Source organism: Methylobacterium radiodurans, from assembly GCF_003173735.1.
Classification (GTDB): domain Bacteria; phylum Pseudomonadota; class Alphaproteobacteria; order Rhizobiales; family Beijerinckiaceae; genus Methylobacterium; species Methylobacterium radiodurans.
Genome location: NZ_CP029551.1, coordinates 3,028,579 through 3,049,498 on the forward strand (window position 1 = coordinate 3,028,579; position 20,920 = coordinate 3,049,498).

Below are 20,920 nucleotides of genomic sequence, written 5' to 3' on the forward strand. Positions count from 1 at the left end.
CGCGGCGCGGAAGCGCTCGGGCGCGCCCCTCAGGGCCCGCGCCCGAGCCCGGCGAGCAGCACCGCGAGCTGGGCCTGGCGCCGCGTGCCGGTCTTGGCGAAGACGGCCTTGAGCTGCGTGCGCGCGGTGCTCACCGCGACGCCCAGCGCGTCCGCCGCATCGCCGAGGTCGCGCCCGTCGGCGAGCATCCGGGCGAGCCGCGCCTCCGCGGTGGTGAGGCCGTAGATCTCGCGCAGCAGCGCCTCGCCGGGCGGGTGCGCCTCGGCCGGATCGACGATGAGCAGCACCGCGCGGGCCTGCTGGAACAGGTCGCCCGCCGCGCCGGGCAGGGGCGCGGCGTGCACGACGAGAGGCGGGGCACCCCCCGGGCGCGGCACCGCCACGGGTCGGCAGACCGGCCCGAGCCGGCCCTCTGCGCGGACCGCGCCGCCGATCAGCCGCCCGAGCGCCGCGTTGCTCGGCCCGTGCTGGGCGATCAGCGCGCCCTGGAGCACGTTGAGCCCGCGCCCCATCAGCGCCGCGGCGCGCGCGTTCATCCGCAGCACCGCGCCGGCCCCGTCGAGGAGCATCCCGGCGCAGCGCAGGAGGTCGAAGGCCTCCAGCGCCGAGCCCGCCCGCGCCTCGGCGATCCTGAGGGCGAGGCGCCCCGCCCGCTGGAGATGGGGCACCACCCGCTCCAGGGCATCGATCTCGCCCTGCCCGAAGGCCCCGCTGCGGGGCGCGCGCTCCAGCGACAGAATCAGGCTGCGCCCGCCCGCGGGCACGAGGTAAAGCCCCGCGAAATGGCGGAGGCCGTGGGCGTTCACGTACTCGGCGTGGAACGGCATGTGGTCGAGCTCGCGCGGGGTGAAGATATGCTGCTCGGTGAGCACCCGCGTGGGGTCGCGCATCGCCGGGATGCCGCGCAGCACCCGCGGATTGTGGGCGAGCCAGCCCCGCGCCAGCCCGTCGGCGATCGCCGCGTCGAGGAAGGGGTTGCAGGCGAGTTCCAGCGGCGCGTCCGGTCCCGGCAGCATCAGCGCCCCCTCGGCTCCGAAGACGCGCGCGCTCGCCTCCAGCGTCTCGCGCCACAATTCGGGGCGCAGGGCCGCCTCGTAGAAGCGGTCGATCAGGTCCGAGACCGTTTCCTCGCTCTCCATCGCGCACCTTCCCGGTCCGCGCGTCCCCATCGGTCACGCGTCCGCTCCGGACCATAGGCTCACGGGCGAGGCGCGGGCACATACCCCAAACGGGTCATGAAAGTTCATGCTTCCGTGATCGTGATCGCGCTGCGATACCCGGGAGATCCGGCCCGCCCGGGTTCCGGTCGCCCGTATCGCGGTGCTGGACAGGTCCGATGCCGGACGACCGGACGGACGCATAGGGGGGACAGTTTCCATGGCTCCGAACCTCGCCGCGCCGCTCGTGCAGGTCTGCGCCTTCGCCCTCGGCTGCGCGCTGATCCACGCCGCCCGTCGGCACGCGGCAATCGTCACGGCGGTGCTGGCGACCGTCGCGGTCGCGTCGGCGCTCCTCCTGCTGCTCGTGGCCTCCGTCGCCTCGGCGCCCGATGCCGACGCCATCGATCCAATCTCGATCGCCGAGGCGGCGTGAGGCGGGGCCTCGGCGCCGCCCTATCTTGAGGGGCCTCGGGCCGCCGGCCCCATCGCGAGCGCGCACCCTTGATCCGTCTCCTCAGCTACAACATCCGGCACGGGCTCGGCCTCGACGGGCGGATCGCGCCCGAGCGGATCGCCGCGGTGATCGGTGCGCTGGCGCCGGACATCGTGGCGCTGCAGGAGGTCGATGTCGGGCGCCGGCGCACCGACGGCCGCGACCAGGCGGAGGTGATCGCCACCGCCCTGCGGATGGAGCAGCATTTCCATCCGGCGCTCCACGTCGAGGGCGAGCGCTACGGCGACGCGATCCTCACCCCCCACCCGTCGCGGCTCGTGCGGGCGGCGGCTCTGCCCGGGCATCCGAGGCGGCTCGGGCTGGAGCCGCGCGGCGCGCTCTGGGTCGAGGTGACGGTCGGCGGGCGGCGGCTGCAGGTGTTCAACACGCATCTCGGGCTGACAGGCGGCGAGCGGCTGGCGCAGGTCGCCGCGCTGCTCGGGCCGGACTGGCTCGGGAGTCCGGCCTGCCGCGACCCCGTGGTGCTGCTGGGCGATCTCAACGCCACGCCCTGGTCGCGCGCCTATCGGCGGCTGGCCGGGCGGCTCACCGACGCGCGCCGGCTCTCCGGCGAGCGGCGTGCGCGCTCGGGCGCGACCTTCCCGGCCCGCCTGCCGCTCCTGCGCATCGACCACGTCTTCGTCGGGCCGGGCATCGCCGTGGAACGGATGGGGCCCGCCGGCGGCGCGCTCGCCCGGCTGGCCTCCGACCACCGGCCGCTGCTCGCCGAGATCGTGCTGGCGCCGGTCGCCGCGGCACAAGAGCGGCAGGCCGAGACCGGTTCGGAGGTGGTAGGCTGAACCGCACAGCTCTTCCGCTCCAGCCGGGAGCGGGAACCCACGCCTCATCCGGAGCGGTGCACGCTCAGTCCCCGAGCTTCGCCCGCACGGCCGCGCGCAGCAGCCCGGGCCGGCGCCAGGGCCGCCACGCATCGTCCGGGCCGTCCGGGTCGCCGATGTGCCAGGCCTCGATGAAGCGGGCGAGCAGCCCCCTGTGCGAGGCGACGAGCGGACAGAGCCGGCGCGGTGACACGAGGACGACATCGTCGAGCGCCGCCCGCAGGCTGCCGCGCTCGGCCACCCGCGCTGCGAAGGCGCGCGCGTCGCAGCCGGCATGGTGCGCGAGCATCCGGTCCCGCGTGCGGGCGATGGTGGCGCGCAGCTCCGCATCCTCAGTCCCGTCGCCGGCGGAGATCGCCAGGTCGCACTCGGTGTCGTAGCCGAAGGAGCGATTGTTCAGGTTGGTCGAGCCGACCCGCAGCAGGGTGTCGTCGAAGACCGAGACCTTGGAATGGACGAGGATCGGCTGCCCGGCCACGGTGTGCGGCGCCAGGATGCGGAAGCGGCCGAAGCGGTCGCGGGCCTTGAGCCGGGCGATCAGCCCGCGCCGGGCGCTGTCCATGGTGAGCCGGTCGAAGCCGTTCGGGCTGCGCTCGGCCACCACCACCACGATCTCGGGCCCGTCCGGCTCCTCCAGCCGCCGCCCCAGCGCCTCGGCGACGAGTGGGGCGGTGAAATACTGGTTCTCCAGGTAGATGCTGCGGCGTGCCCCCGCGATCGCCCGCAGGAACAGGGCCTCGTTCTCGCGGATCGCCGGCGCCGGGCCCCGCGCCGGCACCGTGCGGGCGATGGCCAGGGGCACGTCGGCGAAGTCCGGGGCGAGGGTCTCGGGCCAGGGATCCTCGGAGGAATCCGCCACAGGCCCGGCCGCGGCCGGCTCGGGGGGCAGCCACGCGCTGGTCGCCGCGTGCCAGCGCTCCCGGGCGAGCGCCGCGAGCGCGCGGGCGGCGTCGCCGTCCACCGCCATCATCACGTCGTGGCGCGGCGGGTAGGCCTCCCCCGAGGGCAGGCGGCGGCGGGCGTCGCGGTCACGGTGGGCGGGCGTGTCCCAGCGGTTCGCCTCGAAGTCGCTGCCGCCGCAGAAGGCGATCCGGTCATCCACCACCAGGATCTTCTGGTGCTGGCAGGCGCCGAAGGGCAGCGTGGGGTCGATGCGGTAGTCGATGCCGGGGCCGAGCCGCTCCCGGATCGCCGGGGGCTTCATGTCGCTGTTGGCCGAGATCGGCCAGGGCATGTCCCAGATCAACAGGCGGATCGCCAGCTCCGGCCGCTGCAGCTTCAGGCGCCGCAGCAGGTCGCCGAGCGCCTCGTCGGCGGACGGGTCGGCGCTCTCGGGCCGCAGGCAGGTGCGCGGGTCGAAGCTCCAGCCGATCAGCAGGATCGAGTGCCGCGCCGCGACCAGCGCCTGGCGCGCGGCGGCGAAATAGGCGGCGCCGTCGTGCAGCAGGGCCGCGCGCGGCGCGCGCACCTGCCGCCAGCAGGTCTCGCCCGTCCGCAGCGCGCCGGACGGCGCGGGATGCGGTACGGGAAGGTCGCTCGGTTTCACCGCGACGGTCATGGTCCCGCGCCCTGCTCCTGTTCCAATCCGCGCACGCCCACGCCGCGATCCGGCTGCGCCCGGCCGGGGCCGGAGCGATCCCGCAGCTTGGCCCGGACCCGCTGCCGGGTCATCCAGACGAGGCCCAGCGTGGCGACGAGACCGAGGCCGAGCGAGACCCAGTGCACCGGATCCTCGCTGCCCGCCGCGCGGCCGATCACCCCGAGATAGATGCACACCACCGTGCCCGGCAGCATGCCGAGCACCGTCGAGAGCAGGAAGGCGCCGAGACCGACATCGGTGATGCCGAGCGCGTAGTTCTGGGCGTTGAAGGGCACGAAGGGGCTCAGACGCATCAGCAGGAGCAGGCGCCAATCCCCGTCGCCGACCGCCTCGGCCGTCGCCTTCCAGGCCGGCCGCCGGTCGATGATCCGCCGCACCGGCCCCTGAAGCACGGAGCGTGCCGCCAGGAAGGCCAGGAGCGAGCCCGCGGTGGCGGCTCCCAGAACGATCGGCATCGCCCACCAGCCGAACGCCACCGCGCCCGCGATGGTGAGCGGCGTGCAGGGAATCACCAGCAGCGTGGCGAGGAGGAAGATGCCCGCGAAGGCCACCGGACCCCAGCCCCCGAGCCCGGCGCTCCAGGCCCCGAAACCGCGCAGCCACGCCTCGACCGGCAGCAGCCGCCAGAGCAGGACCGTCGCCGCGACGGCGCCGACCACAATCAACCCGTCGCGCAGAGCCCCCGAGCGCACGCTGGAACCGCCTTTCGCATCCCGGCGGCCTGCGAGCCCCCGCCTTCACAGAACGGTGACGGGGCAGCATGTTTCCACCCCTGCGGCAAAGCTTGAGCCGGCGTCACGTCTCCGTCATCCCGGCGCGGCATTTCTGCCACGCGCCCGCGGGTCCTGGGCGACGGACCCGGCCGCGCCTTGCGAGACATATAGCACAAGCTATGAAACGCCGGATCGGATTGCTCGTGGGGGGCGTCATGGCGGCTGGCAAGGGGTTACGCCGGAGGTGGATGCGACCGGCGGCCGGGCTCCGTCCCTCCGCCGCGCTGCTCGCCGCGCTGTTTCCCGCCCTGGCCCGGGCTGCCGACCCCGCCTCCGCCCCGTCGGCCGGCCAGAGCGCGTTCGTCGATTGGTCCGGCCCCTATCTCGGCCTGCAGGGCAGCGCGGGCGGCTCCTTCGGCGCGCTGAATTTCGGCCCGACCACGATCGGCGGCCGGGTCATCCCCGATTTCCGCACCGGCGACGCGACCGGCCGCTCCGACCGCGGGCGCGAGGCGACGACCGCGGTCGGCGGCGTTTTCGGCGGCCGGAACTGGCAAACCGGCCCCTGGCTCTACGGCGTGGAGGCGGACGTCTCGGGCGCGAACCTGAAGCGGCCGGTCGGCTCGAACGCGCTGCGCCTCGGCTACGAGGACGCGGACCCGGTCTTCGATGTGATCCGTGCCAAGACCGACTTCTACGGCCTGCTGCGGGGCCGCCTCGGCTACAGCTTCGACCGGGCGCTGGTCTACGCCACGTTCGGGCTCGCCGGTGCGACGACCCGGATCCTGGCGACCTATCCGGACCTCGCGGGCGGCCCGGCCGCCACGGCGCGGCGCGACGAGAACCGGATCGGCTTCACCCTCGGCGCCGGCCTGCAATACGCCATCACCGACCGGATCGCGGTCGGCCTCGACTACCGCTACATCGATCTCGGCTCGGGCGGGCGCTTCGATCTCGGCGCGGTGCCGGGCCCCTTCGGCGGCGCGGTCTCGACGCGGGCAGCCTTCACCTCGAACCAGATGCTGGCGCGCCTCTCCTGGTACCCGGAGGGCCTGCGCCTGCCGCCGGAGCCCGACGAGGCGGCGCCGCACGTGCCCGACACCGACGTCTCGGACCGCTTCTCGCTGCACGGCCAGACCACCTTCGTGAACCAGGGCGTGCCGGGCTTCCGCTCGCCCTACCGGGGCGATCAGAGCCTCGTGCCGCATCAGGCCCAGGCCACCACGACGGCGACCGCCTTCATCGGCTTCAAGCTGACGGAGGGCACCGAACTCTACTACAACCCGGAATTCAGCCAGGGTTTCGGCCTCTCGCGCACGCTCGGCGTCGCGGGCTTCGTCAACGGCGAGGCGCAGAAGGCGGGCGCGCCCTTCCCGAAGCTGCGCTCCAACCGCTACTTCGTGCGCCAGACCTTCGGCCTCGGCGGCGAGACCGAGGACGTGCCGGACGGCATCAACCAGGTGGCGACCCGCCGCGACGTCGAGCGCATCACGGTGGTGGCCGGCAAGTTCGCGCTCGGCGACTTCTTCGACGGCAACGTCTACGCCCACGACCCGCGTGTCGATTTCATGAACTGGTCTCTCTGGGCCGCCTCGGCCTGGGACTTCCCGGCGAACCTCCCCGGTTTCACGCAGGGTGTGTATGTCGAGTACAACCGGCGGGAGTTCGCCATCCGGGCGGCCTACACGCAGGTGCCGAAGCAGCCCTCCAGCGACGTGCTCGACCCGCGCGTCTTCGAGCGGGCGGGTGCCGTGGTGGAGTTGGAGACCCGCCACACCCTGCCGGTGCTGGAGCAGCCCGGCCGCGTGCGGCTCGGCGCCTTCACCAACGTGGTCAACACCGCCAATTACCGGCAGGTCGTGGGGCTGACGCTCGGCGGCGCCTTCGCGGACATCGGCGAGGCCGTGCAGGCGACCCGCCGCCCGCGCCGCAAGAGCGGGCTCTACGCCAACCTGGAGCAGGCGGTCACCGACGATGTCGGGATCTTCGCCCGCGCCAGCGTCAACGACGGGCGCAACGAGAGCGCCAACTTCACCGACATCGACGCCAGCCTCTCGGGCGGCGTCTCGATCAAGGGCGCTGCCTGGGACCGGCCGCTCGACACGATCGGGCTGGGCGCGACGATGAACGCGATCTCGCGCACCCACCGGGCCTTCTTCGCCAACGGGGGTCTCGGCCTGCTCATCGGCGACGGGCGCCTGACCTACGCGCCCGAGCGGGCGGTCGAGGCCTACTACGCCCTGAGCCTCGCGAAGTTCGTCACCGTGACCTTCGACTACCAGCTCGTCTCGAACCCCGCCTACAACCAGGACCGCGGCCCGGCCCACTTCTTCGGCACGCGGCTCCACGCGGACTTCTGAGGCGGAGGTCACGGGATCCCAACGGGTCAATACCCTTTGGCGGGGTCCGGGGCGCGCAGCCCCGGATTTGGTCTCCGGACCCGGCAAGGCCGGGTGCGGAGACCAACAGCAGGGCTCTGCCCTGCACCCGCGAAAGGTCTCGACCTTTCGAAACCATGAGCGGGCGCTTCAGCCGGCCGGATCCGGCACCGTGGCGCCGAAGATCGGCTCGAACGCAGCGCGCAGCTGCATGTCGACCTCTGCCAAGCTGACGATCCGGCCGAGATCGACGAGGCTCGTGACCCCGTGCTCACGCACCCCGCAGGGCACGATGCCGGCGAAGTGGGAGAGGTCCGGCTCGACGTTGAGGCTGATGCCGTGAAAGCTCACCCAGCGCCGCACTCGGATGCCGATCGCCGCGATCTTGTCCTCGACGCCCGCGCCCCGCTCGGGCCGCCGCACCCAGACGCCGACCCGGTCCTCGCGCCGCTCCGCCCGCACGTTGAAGGCGTCGAGCGTCGCGATCAGCCACGCCTCCAGGCAGGCCACGTAGGCGCGCAGGTCCGTGCGGCGGCGGTTCAGGTCGAGCATCACGTAGGCCACGCGCTGGCCGGGACCGTGATAGGTGTACTGGCCGCCCCGGCCGGACGCGTAGACCGGGAACCGCTCGGGCGCGACGAGGTCGGCGGCCTTGGCCGAGGTGCCGGCCGTGTAGAGCGGCGGGTGCTCCAGCAGCCAGACGCACTCGTCGGCCTCGCCCCGAGCGATCGCGGCGGCGCGCGCCTCCATCCAGGCGACCGCCGCCTCGTAATCGACGAGCCCGTCGCTGACCCGCCACGCCACCGGCGGGGCACCGGCACGCGGCCAGAAGGTCTCCGGTGCGGTCTCGAGGCGAGAGGCGTTTACCAAGGCTTCACCATGATGCGCGGAAGCTCCCCCAGAGCACCGCCCCGCGCGCGCGAGCAAGCGCCGGCCGGTGCCCCCGAGTGACGAGAGCGTGGCGCGTGGCGGTTCTGGACAATCTGAAGGTCGATGTCACGGTGGTGCTGGGGCGCTGCCGCATGCCGCTGCACATGCTGCTGCGCATGGGCCGCGGCGCGGTGATCGAATTGGAGGCGAGCGAGAGCGATATGGTCGAGATCCTGGCCAACGACCACCCGATCGCTCGCGGCCAGATTGTGGTGACGGGCAACCGCATCTCCGTCGAGGTGACCGAGCTGATCCGCAAGCCCGAGACCCTGCGCGCGCCCGGCACCTCGATCGGAGAGGGGGCCGCGCCCCTGTTCGAGCCGGAAGCCCGGATGGCGTGATTTTCGAGGCGTTCCGCGCGACGGCGCTTGTCGGGCCGGAATCGATCTGTTATTGCGCCGCTCACCGAGACGGACCGGCCAGCCAGGCCGCCGGATCGGACAAGCGGTCTCCCTTCGGGGTGCCGATGCGGCCATGGCGGAATTGGTAGACGCGCTAGCTTGAGGTGCTAGTCCCGCGAGGGGTGGAGGTTCGAGTCCTCTTGGCCGCACCAACCTTTCGGTTGGTGTTTCCCTCACAGAACACGGTTCGGGCTCGGAAGCGACGCTGTCCCAGCCGATCCATTGCACCGCCACCGCGTGGCGGGCCTCTCTTCCCGACGAGCAGCACTCCAAAGTGATCGAGCCGGCGCGACCTCCGGGAACGCGCGGTCGCCACGCATGTGCGGACGTCGAAGATTATCTTAACCCTACACAAGCATTCAATTTGCACTTCGGTATCTATACGCGAAGGCCGAAGTCCTCTTCCACATCAACCAAATTGTGTCGCGGTCGATTCCCTGTACGGTGTCCTTCGCGCCCGAAGACAGGACGGATCTCGTGCGCGCCTGCCGGGCCGATGGTGCGGCAGGGACAGAACGTCCGGACGGTCTGAGGGGATCGCATGGAAATCGCACGGCTTCTCCACACGTTCGGCGGGCCCGCGCTGGCGCTGCTCGGCAGCCTGCCGGTCCTGCTGCGTCCGCGGGGCGCGGCCCCGCCGCTGCTCGACGGGCCGCTGATGGGCAACCACGACTTCCCGGCCGTCCAGCCGCGCGAGAAATCCTACCTGCCGCTGCCCTCGCACATCGTGTCGGGCAACCCGCGCCAGACCGCGACCACCATCTTCAAGAGCCCGGACGAGCGCTACGCCGCCGGCATCTGGACCTGCGGGGTCGGCGCCTTCCGCATCGACTTCGAGCACGACGAGTTCATCCATCTCATCGAGGGCGCCGTCACCACGACCGACGCGGCGGGCGTCTCGCGGAGCTACCGGGCGGGCGAGGCCTTCGTGTCGCCGCGCGGCTGGTCGGGCACCTGGACCGTGACCGAGCCGGTGAAGAAGCACTTCACTTGGTACAAGGCCGAGCCTTCGGAGGCGTGAGGCCCGAGCCCGGAAACGACGAAGGCCGCCCAGGGGCGGCCTATAGTTGAGATCGTCGTGGTTGGGAAAACTGGAGCGGGCGAAGGGATTCGAACCCTCGACCCCAACCTTGGCAAGGTTGTGCTCTACCCCTGAGCTACACCCGCTCGCATGTCCTGCTGGCGCTCGCCGGAAGAACCGGCCGGCGCCCCGCCGACGCCGGTCTCTAAACACCATTCCGGCCGCCGATGCAAGCGAAGCTTCGCGTCCCGGACTCGCGAAATCCGAGCGCAGAGGCAGCACCGGAGTACGCCCCGGAAACGACGAAAGCCGCCCGGAGGCGGCTTGTCGTGGAGATCGTCGTGGTTGGGAGAACTGGAGCGGGCGAAGGGATTCGAACCCTCGACCCCAACCTTGGCAAGGTTGTGCTCTACCCCTGAGCTACACCCGCTCGCATGTCCTGCTGGCGCTCGCCGGAAGAACCGGCCGGCGCCCCGCCGACGCCGGTCTCTAAACACCATTCGGCCCGTCGGCGCAAGGGCGTCGGGGGTGAAAATCTTCGCCGCCTTCCTACCAGTGCGCGGCGGCCTCCAGCCCCCCGCGAATCTCGTGCAGGCGCGCGGCGGTGCCCCGGGTCGTGCCCTCCGGCAGGGCGTCGAGGGGGAAGAAGGCGCAGGCCGCGATCTCCCGGTCCGGCAGCTTCTCGCGCAGCCGCGTCACGCCGTGCACCACGTAGAGCGCGACGTGGTCGCGGCGGGAACCCGCGAGATTGCGGTAGAGGCCGCGCAGCTGCAGCGCCTCGGGCGGGACCGCGATCTCCGCCTCCTCGCGGAACTCGCGCAGCATCGCCTCGGCCGCGCTCTCGCCGATCTCGACGCCGCCGCCCGGCAGGTGCCAGCCCGCCACGTAGGTGTGGCGCACGAGGCAGACGCGGCCCGCCCCGTCGAAGGCCGCACCGCGCACGCCCAGCGTCATGCCCCGGAGCGCGAGCGCCCCGAGGTGGAAGAGCCGCCGGGCGAGGGGGTTGTCGAGCAGCACCCGCCTAGACCACGTCGAGCACGATCGCGCCGAGCCCGGCGACCGCCCCCGTCATGCGCTCGCCGCGCCGCACCGGGCCGACGCCCGAGGGCGTGCCGGTGAAGACGAGGTCGCCCGGGGCTAGCTCGAAATAGCCCGACAGGTAGGCGATCTGCTCGGCCACCGACCAGATCATCTCGGAGAGGTCGCCGCTCTGGCGCACCTCTCCGTTCACCGCGAGCGTGATCGCGCCGGAATCCGGATGGCCGAGAGCGGCGACCGGGTACAGCGGGCCGATCGGCCCGGAGGCGTCGGCGGCCTTGCCGAGGTCCCAGGGGCGGCGCAGCGCCTTGGCCTCGTCCTGCAGGTCGCGCCGGGTCATGTCGAGGCCGATCGCGTAGCCGTAGACGTGGTCGAGCGCCTCGGCGACCGGGATGTCGCGCCCGCCCCTGCCCAGCGCCACCACCATCTCGATCTCGAAATGGTAGTTCTCGGTGCGGGGCGGATAGGGTAGCTGGGCCGGCTCCGGCCCCACGACCAGAAGCGCGTCGGCGGGCTTCATGAAGAAGAAGGGCGGCTCGCGGTCGGGGTTGGCGCCCATCTCGCGGGCATGCGCCGCGTAGTTGCGCCCGACGCAGTAGACCCGCCGCACCGGGAAGAGGTCCGGGCTGCCGACGATCGGCAGGGCCGTGCGCGGCGGGTTCGGGATGACGGAGAGCATGCGTCGCCTCTGAGCAGGACGGTCGTCGGGTCAGGGTCCGAGGGAGATCCCCGGGCTTCCGCGGCCGGCGCGGACGGGCTACGCCCGCATCGCCGCGGGTCCACATTAGGCCAGGACGGCGCCCGCGCCAGCCCGGACCGCGGCGAAGCGGGCGCGGATCCGAGAAACAGGCCGCGCGGCCCGTGAACGGCGGCCACGCGGCGAGGGGGGATCCCGGATGGACGGCTTGCTCGATGCGCTGCGCGCCCGGCTCGGGGCGGCCCACATCCTCACCGCGGCCGAGGATGTCGAGCCCTACCTCGCCGAGCAGCGGCGTCTCTACCGGGGCGAGGCGCTCGCCGTGGCGCGGCCGGGCAGCACGGAGGAGGTCGCCTTCGCGGTGCGGGCCTGCGCGGAGGCGGGCGTGCCCGTGGTGGCGCAGGGCGGCAATACCGGCCTCGTCGGGGGCGGCGTGCCGCGGGGCGGCCTCGTGCTCGCGCTCGCCCGGATGAACCGGGTCCGGGACATCGACCCGGTCGGCGCCACCGCGACGGTCGAGGCCGGCGCGATCCTCTCCGATCTCCAGGACGCCGCCGAGGCGGCGGGGCTCCTGTTCCCGCTCTCATACGCCTCGCGCGGCTCGGCCCGGATCGGCGGCGGCATCAGCACCAACGCGGGCGGCGTGCAGGTCCTCTCCTACGGCAACGCGCGCGACCTCGTGCTCGGGCTCGAGGTGGTGCTCTCCGACGGCCGGGTCTGGAACGGGCTGCGGCACTTGCGCAAGGACAATGCCGGCTACGACCTGAAGCAGCTCTTCATCGGCTCGGAGGGCACGCTCGGCATCGTCACCGCGGCGGTGCTGCGGCTGTTCCCGCGGCCCCGCTCGACCACGGTGGCCTTTGCGGGCCTCGCCTCGCCCGAGCGGGCGCTCGCGCTGTTCACGAGGATGCGCGATGCCTGCGACCGGGACCTCACCGCCTTCGAGGTGATGCCGCCCTTCGGGCTCGACATCGTGCTCGCCCACACACCCGGGGCGGTGCGCCCGCTCGAGGGTGCGCACGGCGCCTACGCGCTGGTGGAACTCGCCTCCGCCCGGCCCGACGCCGACACGCGGGCCGAGATGGAGGCGGTGCTCGCCGCGGCGATGCAGGCCGGGATCGTCGAGGATGCGACGATCGGCGCGAGCGAGGCGCAGAACCAGGCGCTCTGGTCCCTGCGCGAGGCGATGCCGGCGGCGCAGAAGCGCGAGGGCGCCTCGATCAAGCACGACGTCTCGCTGCCGCTCGCGCGCCTGCCCGCCTTCCTGGCCGAGGCCTCCGCCGCCTGCGAGGCGGCGATGCCCGGCATCCGTGTCTGCGCCTTCGGGCATTTCGGCGACGGCAACATCCACTTCAATCTGAGCCAGCCGCCCGGCATGGCGCGGGAGGCGTTCCTCGCCGAGTGGGGGCGCTTCAACCGCATCGTACACGACATCGTGCACGCGATGGGCGGCTCGTTCGCGGCCGAGCACGGGGTCGGCCTGCTGAAGCGTGCGGAGCTGGAGCGCTACGGCGACCCGGTCGGCCTCGACCTGATGCGCAGGCTCAAGGCGGCGCTCGATCCCGCCGGCATCCTCAACCCGGGCAAGGTGGTGGCGGGGCCGCCGTCCGATCGCGGCCTGCCCTGACCGAGCAGGGCCCGGATCACCCGGCGCCCGGCCGTCCCGGAAACGGCGCGGTCAGGCCGGACGGAGCAGCGACCGCTCAGGCGGCCCGGCGGACGAAGGCGCGCAGCGTCCGCACCAGCGTCGACGGCTCGTAGGGCTTGGGGATGAAGCGGGCGCCGTCCGGCATGTCGTTCGGCCCCGGCGTGCCCATGCCGGACACGACGAGCACGGGGATGGCCGGCCAGCGATGCGCGACGAGGCGGGCCAGCGCGAAGCCGTCCATCGAACCCTGCGGCATGTCGACGTCGGTCATCAGCACCTCGACGTCGTCGCGGTTCTCCAGGACCTTCAGCGCCTTGTCGGCGTGCGTCGCCTCCAGCACCGTGAAGCCCGCATCGGCCAGCGTGTCGGAGGCCTCCATCAGCAGGAGACCGTCATCTTCCACAAGGAGAACGACGGGTTGCTCAGCGGGGCTCTCTGTCATCAGGCTTCGCGCGGCACTCTCTGGACCGGAAGCCCGGGGCCCTATTCCCCGGGCCCGCCCCCGTCAAGGCGCGACGGCCGCGCAGCCGGCCGGCGGCGCCCTCAGGCCGCCAGCATCGCGAAGGGCGCCTCGAAGCTCAGCACGAGGCCGGAGGCCGGGTATGCGAGATCGACGCGGCCCCCGAAACCCCGCACGAGGCTGCGCTCGATCAGGCGCGTGCCGAACCCGGCCCGGCGCGGCGGGCTCACCGGCGGTCCGCCGGCCTCCTCCCAGCGGAACCGGAAGCGGGCGGCCCCGGGCTCCGTCCCGGCGGTCTCCTCCTCGACCGCCCGCTCCTCGACCGCCCAGTCGATCGTCACGTGGCCGGCCGGCGTCGAGAGGGCACCGTACTTGGCGGCGTTGGTGCCGAGTTCGTGCAGGAGCAGCGCGAGCGTCAGGCCAGACCGCGCGGCCAGGGCGATCTCGGGGCCCGACACGGCGAAGCGGTCGGGTTCGCTCCCGTGGAGCGCCACCGCAGTCGCGACGATGCGGCGCAGCGGGACCGTGGACCGGGGATCCTGCGCGGAGGCGCCCTGGAGCAGCACGTCGTGGGCCTGGGCCAGCGCGATGAGGCGGGCGTCGAGCGCCGCGCGCGCGGCGTCGAGCGAGGGGGCGGTGCGCAGGGTCTGGGTGCCGATCGCCTGCACCATCGCCAGGGTGTTCTTCACCCGGTGGGCCAGCTCCTGCATCAGCAGCGCCTGGCGATCCGCGTTCGAGCGCAGCTCGGCGATGTCGCGGCGGTAGCGGCTGTCGCGCAGCTCGGCCTCGGCCCGGAGCCGGTCGGCCTCCACGCGGTCGCGCCGCGCGCCGTAGCGCAGCTCGGCATCGACCTTCCGGCTCGCCAGCAGGAGCGCGCGCAGGTGCCGGTTCTCGGTCTCCAGCGACGCGACGCGACGCGCCTCGCCGTGCTCCTCGGACAGGATGATCATCGCCGTCATCGCCCCACCGCCTCGCCGGTCCGGGTCATCGCGACGATGACGCGTGTCGGCGCCCGCCCCGCGGCGCGGGAGACGAGGGATCGGGATCGTCCGGTCCGGACGGCGACCGACAGCTTGCGCCGCTTCTGATTCGCCGCCCCGCCCGCAGTCCCGCGATTCGAGGGGCAGAATCAGCCTAGCATGGCGCGCGGGGCGCACAAGCATAGAACAGGACCGAGACTGATTTCTTTCACCGCTGGACTTCGCCTGAGCTGATCCGGCAGTCAGCTCACTTATTGCGTCCCAGCAGCACCAGCCAACCGACGCCGAGTATGAAGACCATCATGCCGATCGTCACGAAGGCCGGCGTGCCGAGATCGATCAGGCGAGGCGCGAGCTGCGTGGCGAAGGCCGCCACGACCAGCGCCACCGCGACGCGGGCCGCCGCCCGCTCGATGCCGCGGGTGACCTTGTCGAGCCCCTTCACCTCGATCTCGACCGTGACCTTGCCCTGCTTCAGCCGCACCAGCATCAGGTGGATCAGGGTGGGCAGCTCCGAGGCCGCCCCGTAGAGGCCGACGCCGAGCGCCTCGGCCTTCGCCTTCAGCCCCGAGAGCGAGAACTGCGTCTGCATGCTGGCCCGCACCGTCGGGCCGGCGGCGGCGAAGAGGTCGAAGTTGGGGTCGAGATGGCGCATCACCCCGTCGGCCGTGACGAGGCCCTTGAACAGGATCGCGAGATCGGTCGGCATCGCGAGGTCGTTCTCGCGGGCCATGGTCATGAAGTCGGTGAGCACGAGCCCGAGATTGAGCGGGATCGAGGAGTGGCTCTCGACGAAGGACTGGGCCGAGAGCTGGAGCTTGGTCATGTCGGGATTGCTGGCCCCAGTCCAGTCGAGGAGCACGGCCATCAGCCCGTCCGCGTCCTGCTTCAGCATGGCGCCGATCAGCACGAGGAGCTGGTTGCGCCGCCGCCGCGACAGCCGGCCGATGATGCCGAAATCGATGAAGCCGATGCGGTTGCCGGGCAGCGCCAGCATGTTGCCTGGGTGGGGATCGGCGTGGAACACGCCCTCGATCAAGGCCATGCGCAGGAAGGCGTCGGTGCCCTTCTGGGCGAGCAGCTTCTTGTCGACACCGGCCGCGCGCAGGCGCGCGTCGTCGGTCGGCGGGATGCCGTCGATGAATTCCTGCACCAGCACCCGCTCGGAGCACCATTCCCAGTGGATCTTCGGGAAGACGATGTCGTCGTCGTCCTCGAAGATCTGGGCCAGCAGCTCGCAGTTGCGGGCCTCGTTCAGGAGGTCGAGCTCGCCGTTGAGCCCCTCGGCGAGGTGGCGCATCTGCTCGCGGGGCTGGTAGCGGGCCATGTCCGGCCACTCGGTCTCGACGATGCGGGCCCCGTGCGCCATCAGGCGCAGGTCCGCCTCGATGATCTTGCGCAGGTTCGGCCGCAGCACCTTCACGATCACCGCCTCGCCCGTGTGCAGGCGCGCCCGGTAGACCTGGGCGATCGACGCGGAGGCGATCGGGTCGGTGTCGAACTCGGCGAAGATCTCGTGCGGGCTCGCGCCCAGATCCTCCTCCAGCTGCGGCCGGATCACCTCCCAGGGCACGGGGGAGACCTGGCTGTGGAGCTTCTCCAGCTCCTCGGTCCAGGCCGGGGAGAGGAGGTCCGGGCGGCTCGCCAGCACCTGCCCGAACTTGATGAAGGTCGGGCCCAGCGCCTCGATGGCGCGGCGCATCCGCTCGGGCTCGGACAGGCGGGTGACGTCGACGCGGGGCTTCCGGCGCGGCAGCAGCGGCAGGTAGCGCAGTCCGAGCCGGTCCACGACCCGGTTGACGCCGAAGCCAATCAGGATCGTGGCGATCTCCGACAGGCGCTGGCGGTCGCGGGCGGCGACGAAGGCGGTCTTCAGCATGAAACGGGTCGTTTCCGTCCGGACGGGGGTGTTCCGGACAGCACGAGCATCGGGACTTTTTTGAGGTGGCGGGCCGCGCCCTTCCGGGGGTGCGGCCTCGCGCACCCCCCGCACGGGGGTGCGGCCTCCCGCCCCTGGCGGCGCGGCTCAGCGGCGCTCGTAGAGCAGGCGCGCCCGGATCGTGCCCTCGATGGCGCGGATCTGCTCCAGCAGGACCTCGGCATCCGCCGTGCCGGCATCGGTCTCCAGCACCACGTAACCGACCTCGCCGTCGGTCTGGTAGAACTGGGCGGCGATGTTGACGCCTGAGCGCGCGAAGACCTCGTTGAGGCGCCCCAGCATGCCCGGCAGGTTGCGCTGGACATGGATGAAGCGCGTGCCGGTCGGCCGGGCCGGCAGCTGCACCTGCGGGAAGTTCACGGCGCCGACCGTCGAGCCGATGTCGGAATAGTCCACGAGCTTGCGGGCGACCTCCGAGCCGATGCGCTCCTGCGCCTCTTCCGTCGAGCCGCCGATATGGGGGGTCAGGATCACGTTGGAGAGCCCCTGCAGCGGGCTCACGAAGCGCTCGGCGTTCGAGCCCGGCTCCTTCGGGAACACATCCACCGCCGCGCCCGCCAGATGCCCGGACGCCAGGGCCGCCGCCAGCGCGTCGAGATCCACCACCGTGCCGCGCGCGTTGTTGATCAGGTAGGCGCCGCGCTTCATCCGGGCGATCTCGGCCGCCCCGATCATGTTGGCGGTCGCCTCCGTCTCCGGCACGTGCAGCGAGACCACGTCCGCCTGTGCGAGCAGCTCGGCCAGGCTCTCGGTCGGCTCGGTGTTGCCGTGGCGCAGCTTGTCCGTGTGGTCGTAGAAGATCACCCGCATGCCCATGGCCTCGGCCAGCGTCGAGAGCTGCGTGCCGATGTTGCCGTAGCCCACGATGCCCAGCGTCTTGCCCCGCACCTCGACCGAGCCCGTGGCCGACTTGTCCCACGCGCCCGCATGCGCCCCCGCCGAGCGCGGCGTGATGCGGCGCAGGAGCATCACGATCTCGCCGATGACGAGTTCGGCCACCGAGCGCGTGTTCGAGAAGGGCGCGTTGAAGACCGGGATGCCGCGGCTGCGGGCGGCCTCCAGATCGACCTGGTTGGTGCCCACCGAGAAGCAGCCCACCGCCAGCAGCCGGTCGGCGGCGGCAAACGCCGCCTCGTCGAGCTGGGTGCGCGAGCGGATGCCCAGGATGTGCACGCCGCGGATCGCCTCGTGCAGCGCCTCGCGATCGAGCGCCTTCGGCAGCCGCACGAGGTTCGTGTAGCCCGCCCCCTGCATCAGCGCGACCGCGCTGTCGTTGATCCCTTCCAGCAGAAGGACGCGGATCCGGTCCTTGGGCAGGGACAGCTTCTCGTTAGCGTTTTCGGGAATCATCGCGGTCGCCTCGTGGTCATGGTCCCCGCCCGGGATCGGTGCCAGAGGCACCGCGGCCTGTCGAAAGCCGCCCCGGCGGAACGAGGACGTCCGTTTTAACGGACGGCGCGTGCTCTAAAGCGTTTTCTGCTGCAATGCCACAGGTCGCTCGTGAGGGCCCGCCTCCCAGAATTCACATGGCTTGATTATTACACGAATCACCGAGCCTGCGCCCGCTTCTAGCAAGATTGAATGTGCATCCCCCGTTCGGGTCAGTCGTTCGAATTAGTTTGATGACCAATCTGCCAATCCTGTCCAATGGAGTGCAAAAATTTGAGCAAAACCAGAGCATCAGCACAAAATGCGTAGTGACCCATTCCAATCCCCACGATAGCAGGAAATTGTCGCCACCAGATCCACACAGAGGGTCATACCATGCGTCGCACACTGTATCTTGCCATCATTGCCGGTGCGGCAACGCTGTCCAATGCCGCATTCGCTCAAGGCTACGATCCGAGCTACACGGAGCAGGTCGTCCCCCAGAACGACCGTTGCTACAAGGTTCGCTACCATCGGCAAGTCGATCTCGTGAACCCGAAGGGGATCCTCCGCGAGACCGAATCCCGCGACTTCCGGAAGGCGATCATCTACCAGCGCGGCGGCTTTGCCCGGAACGCTTACAACCCGGCGATCTACGAGGAGACCCGTACGGTTCTCAGCCCCGAATACTACTCGATGGTGCCCACGGGCTGCGGTCGTCGCATCCGCTGAGAACACGTCATTCGCCCGCCAACGGCAATCGTGGGGGACGATTGAAGCGGATCCCGGGACACCGGGATCCGCTTCATCCTCATTCGGGCCACTCAGCGCGGTACCAGCAGCTTGGCGAGGCCCAGGACATCCCCGCCGGGTCGATAAAGCTCCGCGCGCCCACGCCCGACGACGCGATAGACCTCGCTGCGCGTCTCGTTGACGATCACCGTGCCTTTGGGCAGGTCCCCGTCATACGCGATGAGCTTCGGCACCGGAGGCTGCGGCGCAGGCTGCGCGGGAGGCGCGGCGATCGAGGCCTGATCAGGAGGGCTGCGATGCCGCGGCCGGATGCTTCCGGTGAGGAGGAGCTCGATCAGGCCACCGCCGAGATCCAAGTCTTCCTCGGTCTGGCCCGGATCGATGCTGCCCGTCACATGCACCTTGAGGGGCTGCGCCTCGTCACGCGCCTCTGCCGGCCCGATGAGAAGGACGCAACCGGCAGCGAGCATGCCTCGCACTGGCCCGCTCCATCTCGCTCCCCCACGCGCGATCGGCAACCGACGACACTCCCCACATCGACGACGCACGCAGCCTGCCAGACTCGGATTTGCAATCTCCCACGTGCAGGCCAGGCGCCGCGTTCCATTTCGGTCCAGGCACTGCGTGGGTCGCGGCACGGTGCCGGACAGGATCTTGCGTTCGCCTCGAACGTGCCCGGCAGCCCTTGCCCTGTACGATAGCCGTCCCCCTTACGGCCGGCGGAGACGCATGTTCGACATGATCGTCCAAGAAGTGCTCAGGGCGGCACTTCGGAGCACCGGGCTCGGCTTGCTGATCCTGGCCGTCCTCCTCGCATCCTGCGCGATCCTGTACGCATTCAGGGGTGGAAAGCTCGGATCCGTCCGCGAGGACATCAGCTGCATCCTCGGCCTGGATCGGCCGATCGTCTCCACCCCCGCGATCGTCCTGTTCGTGAGCCTTCTGGCGGTCGGCCTCGCCTACCTCCTGCGGTAGCCCGTGCAGCGCGCGACCGGCGGCGGGACAGGCCGGATCACCGCCGCCCGTCTTGCACCGCGCTCCCCGGCAGGCGTACACGGCTCGGATCGAGTGCCGAGCCCGCGCGCCGGCAAGCGGCCCCGCGAGACCCGACAGGCGAGCCAGGAGATTTCCGATGAGCGACCGGCAGCCCGGCTTCGAGACCCTGGCGATCCACGCGGGCGCGGCGCCGGACGCGACCACCGGCGCGCGGGCGACGCCGATCTACCAGACCACGAGCTTTGTCTTCGAGGACGTGGACCATGCCGCCTCGCTGTTCGGGCTGCAGGCCTTCGGCAACATCTACTCGCGCATCACCAACCCGACGAACGCCGTGCTGGAGGAGCGCATCGCGGCGCTCGAGGGCGGCACCGCCGCGGTCGCGGTCGCCTCAGGCCACGCCGCCGAGTTCCTGACCATGCACGCCCTGATGCAGCCGGGCGACCAGTTCGTGGCGGCCAACAAGCTCTACGGCGGCTCGATCAACCAGTTCAACCACTCCTACAAGAGCTTCGGCTGGGAGGTCGCCTGGGCGGATGCCGACGACCCGGCCTCCTTCGAGGCCGCGATCACGCCGCGCACCAAGGCGATCTTCTGCGAGTCCATCGCCAATCCGGGCGGCGTCATCACCGACATCCGGGCCTTGTCGGAGGTCGCCCGGCGCCACAACATCCCGCTCGTGGTCGATAACACCATGGCGACCCCGTACCTGATCCGGCCCTTCGAGCACGGCGCCGACATCGTGGTGCACTCGGCCACCAAGTTCCTGGGCGGCCACGGCAACTCGATCGGCGGCCTGATCGTGGACGGGGGCACGTTCAACTGGGCGGGCGACGAGCGCTACCCCATGCTGAGCGGGCCGCGGCCCGAATATGCCGGCATGGTGCTCTCGGAGACCTTCGGCAATTTCGGCTTCGCCATCGCGGTGCGGGTGCTCGGCCTGCGCGATCTCGGGCCGGCGCTCTCGCCTTTCAACGCCTTCCTGATCCTCAACGGCATCGAGACCCTGCCGCTGCGGATGCAGCGCCACGCCGACAACGCGCTCACGGTCGCCACGCATCTGGCGGGGCACGACGCGGTCGCCTGGGTCAGCTATCCCGGGCTGCCGAGCGACCGCTACCACGCCCTGGCGCAGCGCTACACGCCGAAGGGTGCGGGCGCCGTCTTCACCTTCGGCCTGAAGGGCGGCTACGAGGCGGGCGTGAAGCTGGTCTCTAACCTCCAGCTCTTCTCGCATCTGGCCAATATCGGCGACACGCGCTCGCTGGTGATCCACCCGGCCTCGACCACCCATCGCCAGCTCACCGACGCGCAGAAGAGCGCGGCCGGCGCCGGGCCGGAGGTCGTGCGCCTCTCGATCGGTCTGGAGGACCCGGCCGACCTGATCGCGGATCTCGACGCGGCCCTGCGCGCCTGAGCGGATAGGGGACCCCCCGGCTGCGGCAAACGGCCCCGTGGCCGGACTACCTCAACGCGAATCAGGAACATCACCCAGAACCCACGGTA

The 20,920-nt window shown here is 71.5% G+C and carries 20 protein-coding genes and 3 tRNA genes; 10 read left to right on the plus strand and 13 right to left on the minus strand.

The features are described 5' to 3' along the window. Positions 1 to 29: 29 nt before the first annotated feature. Complete coding sequence (locus DK427_RS14190; RefSeq protein WP_109951830.1) at positions 30 to 1,139, minus strand: helix-turn-helix transcriptional regulator; 1,110 nt, start codon at positions 1,137 to 1,139, stop codon at positions 30 to 32. Positions 1,140 to 1,377: 238 nt separating this feature from the next. Here DK427_RS14190 and DK427_RS14195 point away from each other — a divergent pair, with 238 nt between their 5' ends. Both DK427_RS14195 and DK427_RS14200 read left to right on the plus strand, forming a co-directional pair. Continuing rightward, positions 1,378 to 1,593: a hypothetical protein gene (locus DK427_RS14195; RefSeq protein WP_109951831.1), complete on the plus strand. Its 216-nt coding sequence runs from the start codon at positions 1,378 to 1,380 to the stop codon at positions 1,591 to 1,593. Between the two features lie 68 nt (positions 1,594 to 1,661). Continuing rightward, a complete protein-coding gene (locus DK427_RS14200) occupies positions 1,662 to 2,453 on the plus strand; it encodes an endonuclease/exonuclease/phosphatase family protein (protein WP_109951832.1) in 792 nt (263 codons plus the stop codon). Positions 2,454 to 2,517: 64 nt separating this feature from the next. Here DK427_RS14200 and DK427_RS14205 read toward each other — a convergent pair whose 3' ends face one another. Continuing rightward, positions 2,518 to 4,050, minus strand: coding sequence for a phospholipase D-like domain-containing protein (locus tag DK427_RS14205; RefSeq protein WP_109951833.1), 1,533 nt, complete (start codon positions 4,048 to 4,050; stop codon positions 2,518 to 2,520). Beyond that, positions 4,047 to 4,784: a TVP38/TMEM64 family protein gene (locus tag DK427_RS14210; RefSeq protein WP_109951834.1), complete on the minus strand. Its 738-nt coding sequence runs from the start codon at positions 4,782 to 4,784 to the stop codon at positions 4,047 to 4,049. The genes DK427_RS14205 and DK427_RS14210 overlap by 4 nt, the downstream gene beginning before the upstream one ends. A 269-nt stretch (positions 4,785 to 5,053) precedes the next feature. Between DK427_RS14210 and DK427_RS14215 the strand changes: the two genes are divergently transcribed. Next, positions 5,054 to 7,165 carry a carbohydrate porin gene (locus DK427_RS14215; RefSeq protein ID WP_109951835.1) on the plus strand — a complete coding sequence of 704 codons (2,112 nt, stop codon included), beginning with the start codon at positions 5,054 to 5,056 and terminating at the stop codon, positions 7,163 to 7,165. Positions 7,166 to 7,333: 168 nt separating this feature from the next. Here DK427_RS14215 and lipB read toward each other — a convergent pair whose 3' ends face one another. After that, a complete protein-coding gene (gene lipB, locus DK427_RS14220; RefSeq protein WP_109951836.1) occupies positions 7,334 to 8,053 on the minus strand; it encodes a lipoyl(octanoyl) transferase LipB in 720 nt (239 codons plus the stop codon). Positions 8,054 to 8,148: 95 nt separating this feature from the next. Here lipB and DK427_RS14225 point away from each other — a divergent pair, with 95 nt between their 5' ends. From DK427_RS14225 to DK427_RS14235, 3 genes are all read left to right on the plus strand, one after another. Further along, positions 8,149 to 8,454, plus strand: coding sequence for a FliM/FliN family flagellar motor switch protein (locus DK427_RS14225; RefSeq protein ID WP_109951837.1), 306 nt, complete (start codon positions 8,149 to 8,151; stop codon positions 8,452 to 8,454). A gap of 127 nt (positions 8,455 to 8,581) precedes the next feature. Further along, a tRNA-Leu gene (locus tag DK427_RS14230) sits at positions 8,582 to 8,666 on the plus strand. A 389-nt stretch (positions 8,667 to 9,055) separates the two neighbouring features. Next, positions 9,056 to 9,535 (plus strand): cupin domain-containing protein, encoded by a 480-nt coding sequence (locus tag DK427_RS14235; RefSeq protein ID WP_109951838.1) that lies wholly within the window; start codon positions 9,056 to 9,058, stop codon positions 9,533 to 9,535. A 71-nt stretch (positions 9,536 to 9,606) separates the two neighbouring features. Here the strand turns inward: DK427_RS14235 and DK427_RS14240 are convergent. From DK427_RS14240 to DK427_RS14255, 4 genes are all read right to left on the minus strand, one after another. After that, a tRNA-Gly gene (locus DK427_RS14240) sits at positions 9,607 to 9,681 on the minus strand. Positions 9,682 to 9,890: 209 nt separating this feature from the next. Further along, a tRNA-Gly gene (locus DK427_RS14245) sits at positions 9,891 to 9,965 on the minus strand. A gap of 119 nt (positions 9,966 to 10,084) precedes the next feature. Next, positions 10,085 to 10,552 (minus strand): NUDIX domain-containing protein, encoded by a 468-nt coding sequence (locus tag DK427_RS14250; RefSeq protein WP_245930567.1) that lies wholly within the window; start codon positions 10,550 to 10,552, stop codon positions 10,085 to 10,087. A 4-nt stretch (positions 10,553 to 10,556) separates the two neighbouring features. Continuing rightward, on the minus strand, positions 10,557 to 11,252 hold the full coding sequence (locus DK427_RS14255; RefSeq protein WP_109951839.1) for a fumarylacetoacetate hydrolase family protein: 696 nt from the start codon (positions 11,250 to 11,252) through the stop codon (positions 10,557 to 10,559). Positions 11,253 to 11,469: 217 nt separating this feature from the next. On the opposite strand from DK427_RS14255, the gene DK427_RS14260 reads away from it, so the two are divergent. Beyond that, positions 11,470 to 12,897 carry an FAD-binding oxidoreductase gene (locus DK427_RS14260; protein ID WP_109951840.1) on the plus strand — a complete coding sequence of 476 codons (1,428 nt, stop codon included), beginning with the start codon at positions 11,470 to 11,472 and terminating at the stop codon, positions 12,895 to 12,897. A gap of 76 nt (positions 12,898 to 12,973) precedes the next feature. Here the strand turns inward: DK427_RS14260 and DK427_RS14265 are convergent, their stop codons facing one another. The 4 genes from DK427_RS14265 to serA all read right to left on the minus strand — a co-directional run bounded on the left by DK427_RS14265 (position 12,974) and on the right by serA (position 17,647). After that, positions 12,974 to 13,360, minus strand: a complete 387-nt coding sequence (locus DK427_RS14265; protein WP_109951841.1) for a response regulator — start codon at positions 13,358 to 13,360, stop codon at positions 12,974 to 12,976. Between the two features lie 101 nt (positions 13,361 to 13,461). Beyond that, the gene (locus DK427_RS14270; RefSeq protein ID WP_245930568.1) at positions 13,462 to 14,337 is read right to left on the minus strand and encodes an HWE histidine kinase domain-containing protein; all 876 of its coding nucleotides are present in this window, start codon (positions 14,335 to 14,337) and stop codon (positions 13,462 to 13,464) included. A 268-nt stretch (positions 14,338 to 14,605) separates the two neighbouring features. Continuing rightward, a complete protein-coding gene (locus tag DK427_RS14275) occupies positions 14,606 to 16,237 on the minus strand; it encodes an ABC1 kinase family protein (protein WP_109951843.1) in 1,632 nt (543 codons plus the stop codon). Positions 16,238 to 16,384: 147 nt separating this feature from the next. Further along, positions 16,385 to 17,647 carry a phosphoglycerate dehydrogenase gene (serA, locus tag DK427_RS14280; protein ID WP_109951844.1) on the minus strand — a complete coding sequence of 421 codons (1,263 nt, stop codon included), beginning with the start codon at positions 17,645 to 17,647 and terminating at the stop codon, positions 16,385 to 16,387. A 414-nt stretch (positions 17,648 to 18,061) separates the two neighbouring features. Between serA and DK427_RS14285 the strand changes: the two genes are divergently transcribed. Next, entirely contained in the window at positions 18,062 to 18,397 is a 336-nt protein-coding gene (locus tag DK427_RS14285) for a hypothetical protein (RefSeq protein WP_109951845.1), read from the plus strand. A 92-nt stretch (positions 18,398 to 18,489) separates the two neighbouring features. Here DK427_RS14285 and DK427_RS14290 read toward each other — a convergent pair whose 3' ends face one another. Then, positions 18,490 to 18,888, minus strand: a complete 399-nt coding sequence (locus DK427_RS14290) for a hypothetical protein (protein ID WP_109951846.1) — start codon at positions 18,886 to 18,888, stop codon at positions 18,490 to 18,492. A 259-nt stretch (positions 18,889 to 19,147) separates the two neighbouring features. Here DK427_RS14290 and DK427_RS14295 point away from each other — a divergent pair, with 259 nt between their 5' ends. Together DK427_RS14295 and DK427_RS14300 are read left to right on the plus strand one after the other, a co-directional pair. Next, positions 19,148 to 19,393 carry a hypothetical protein gene (locus tag DK427_RS14295; protein ID WP_109951847.1) on the plus strand — a complete coding sequence of 82 codons (246 nt, stop codon included), beginning with the start codon at positions 19,148 to 19,150 and terminating at the stop codon, positions 19,391 to 19,393. Positions 19,394 to 19,550: 157 nt separating this feature from the next. Beyond that, the gene (locus DK427_RS14300) at positions 19,551 to 20,831 is read left to right on the plus strand and encodes an O-acetylhomoserine aminocarboxypropyltransferase (protein ID WP_109951848.1); all 1,281 of its coding nucleotides are present in this window, start codon (positions 19,551 to 19,553) and stop codon (positions 20,829 to 20,831) included. Positions 20,832 to 20,920 lie beyond the last annotated feature (89 nt).

Coding starts and splice junctions, on each gene's coding strand:
- DK427_RS14270 (WP_245930568.1), bottom strand. CDS start 14,337: ATGACGGCGATGATCATCCTGTCCGAGGAGCACGGCGAGGCGCGTCGC.
- DK427_RS14275 (WP_109951843.1), bottom strand. CDS start 16,237: ATGCTGAAGACCGCCTTCGTCGCCGCCCGCGACCGCCAGCGCCTGTCG.
- DK427_RS14260 (WP_109951840.1), top strand. CDS start 11,470: ATGGACGGCTTGCTCGATGCGCTGCGCGCCCGGCTCGGGGCGGCCCAC.
- serA (WP_109951844.1), bottom strand. CDS start 17,647: ATGATTCCCGAAAACGCTAACGAGAAGCTGTCCCTGCCCAAGGACCGG.
- DK427_RS14285 (WP_109951845.1), top strand. CDS start 18,062: ATGCGTCGCACACTGTATCTTGCCATCATTGCCGGTGCGGCAACGCTG.
- DK427_RS14265 (WP_109951841.1), bottom strand. CDS start 13,360: ATGACAGAGAGCCCCGCTGAGCAACCCGTCGTTCTCCTTGTGGAAGAT.
- DK427_RS14235 (WP_109951838.1), top strand. CDS start 9,056: ATGGAAATCGCACGGCTTCTCCACACGTTCGGCGGGCCCGCGCTGGCG.
- DK427_RS14290 (WP_109951846.1), bottom strand. CDS start 18,888: ATGCTCGCTGCCGGTTGCGTCCTTCTCATCGGGCCGGCAGAGGCGCGT.
- DK427_RS14255 (WP_109951839.1), bottom strand. CDS start 11,252: ATGCTCTCCGTCATCCCGAACCCGCCGCGCACGGCCCTGCCGATCGTC.
- DK427_RS14300 (WP_109951848.1), top strand. CDS start 19,551: ATGAGCGACCGGCAGCCCGGCTTCGAGACCCTGGCGATCCACGCGGGC.
- DK427_RS14215 (WP_109951835.1), top strand. CDS start 5,054: ATGCGACCGGCGGCCGGGCTCCGTCCCTCCGCCGCGCTGCTCGCCGCG.
- DK427_RS14295 (WP_109951847.1), top strand. CDS start 19,148: ATGTTCGACATGATCGTCCAAGAAGTGCTCAGGGCGGCACTTCGGAGC.
- DK427_RS14195 (WP_109951831.1), top strand. CDS start 1,378: ATGGCTCCGAACCTCGCCGCGCCGCTCGTGCAGGTCTGCGCCTTCGCC.
- DK427_RS14190 (WP_109951830.1), bottom strand. CDS start 1,139: ATGGAGAGCGAGGAAACGGTCTCGGACCTGATCGACCGCTTCTACGAG.
- DK427_RS14205 (WP_109951833.1), bottom strand. CDS start 4,050: ATGACCGTCGCGGTGAAACCGAGCGACCTTCCCGTACCGCATCCCGCG.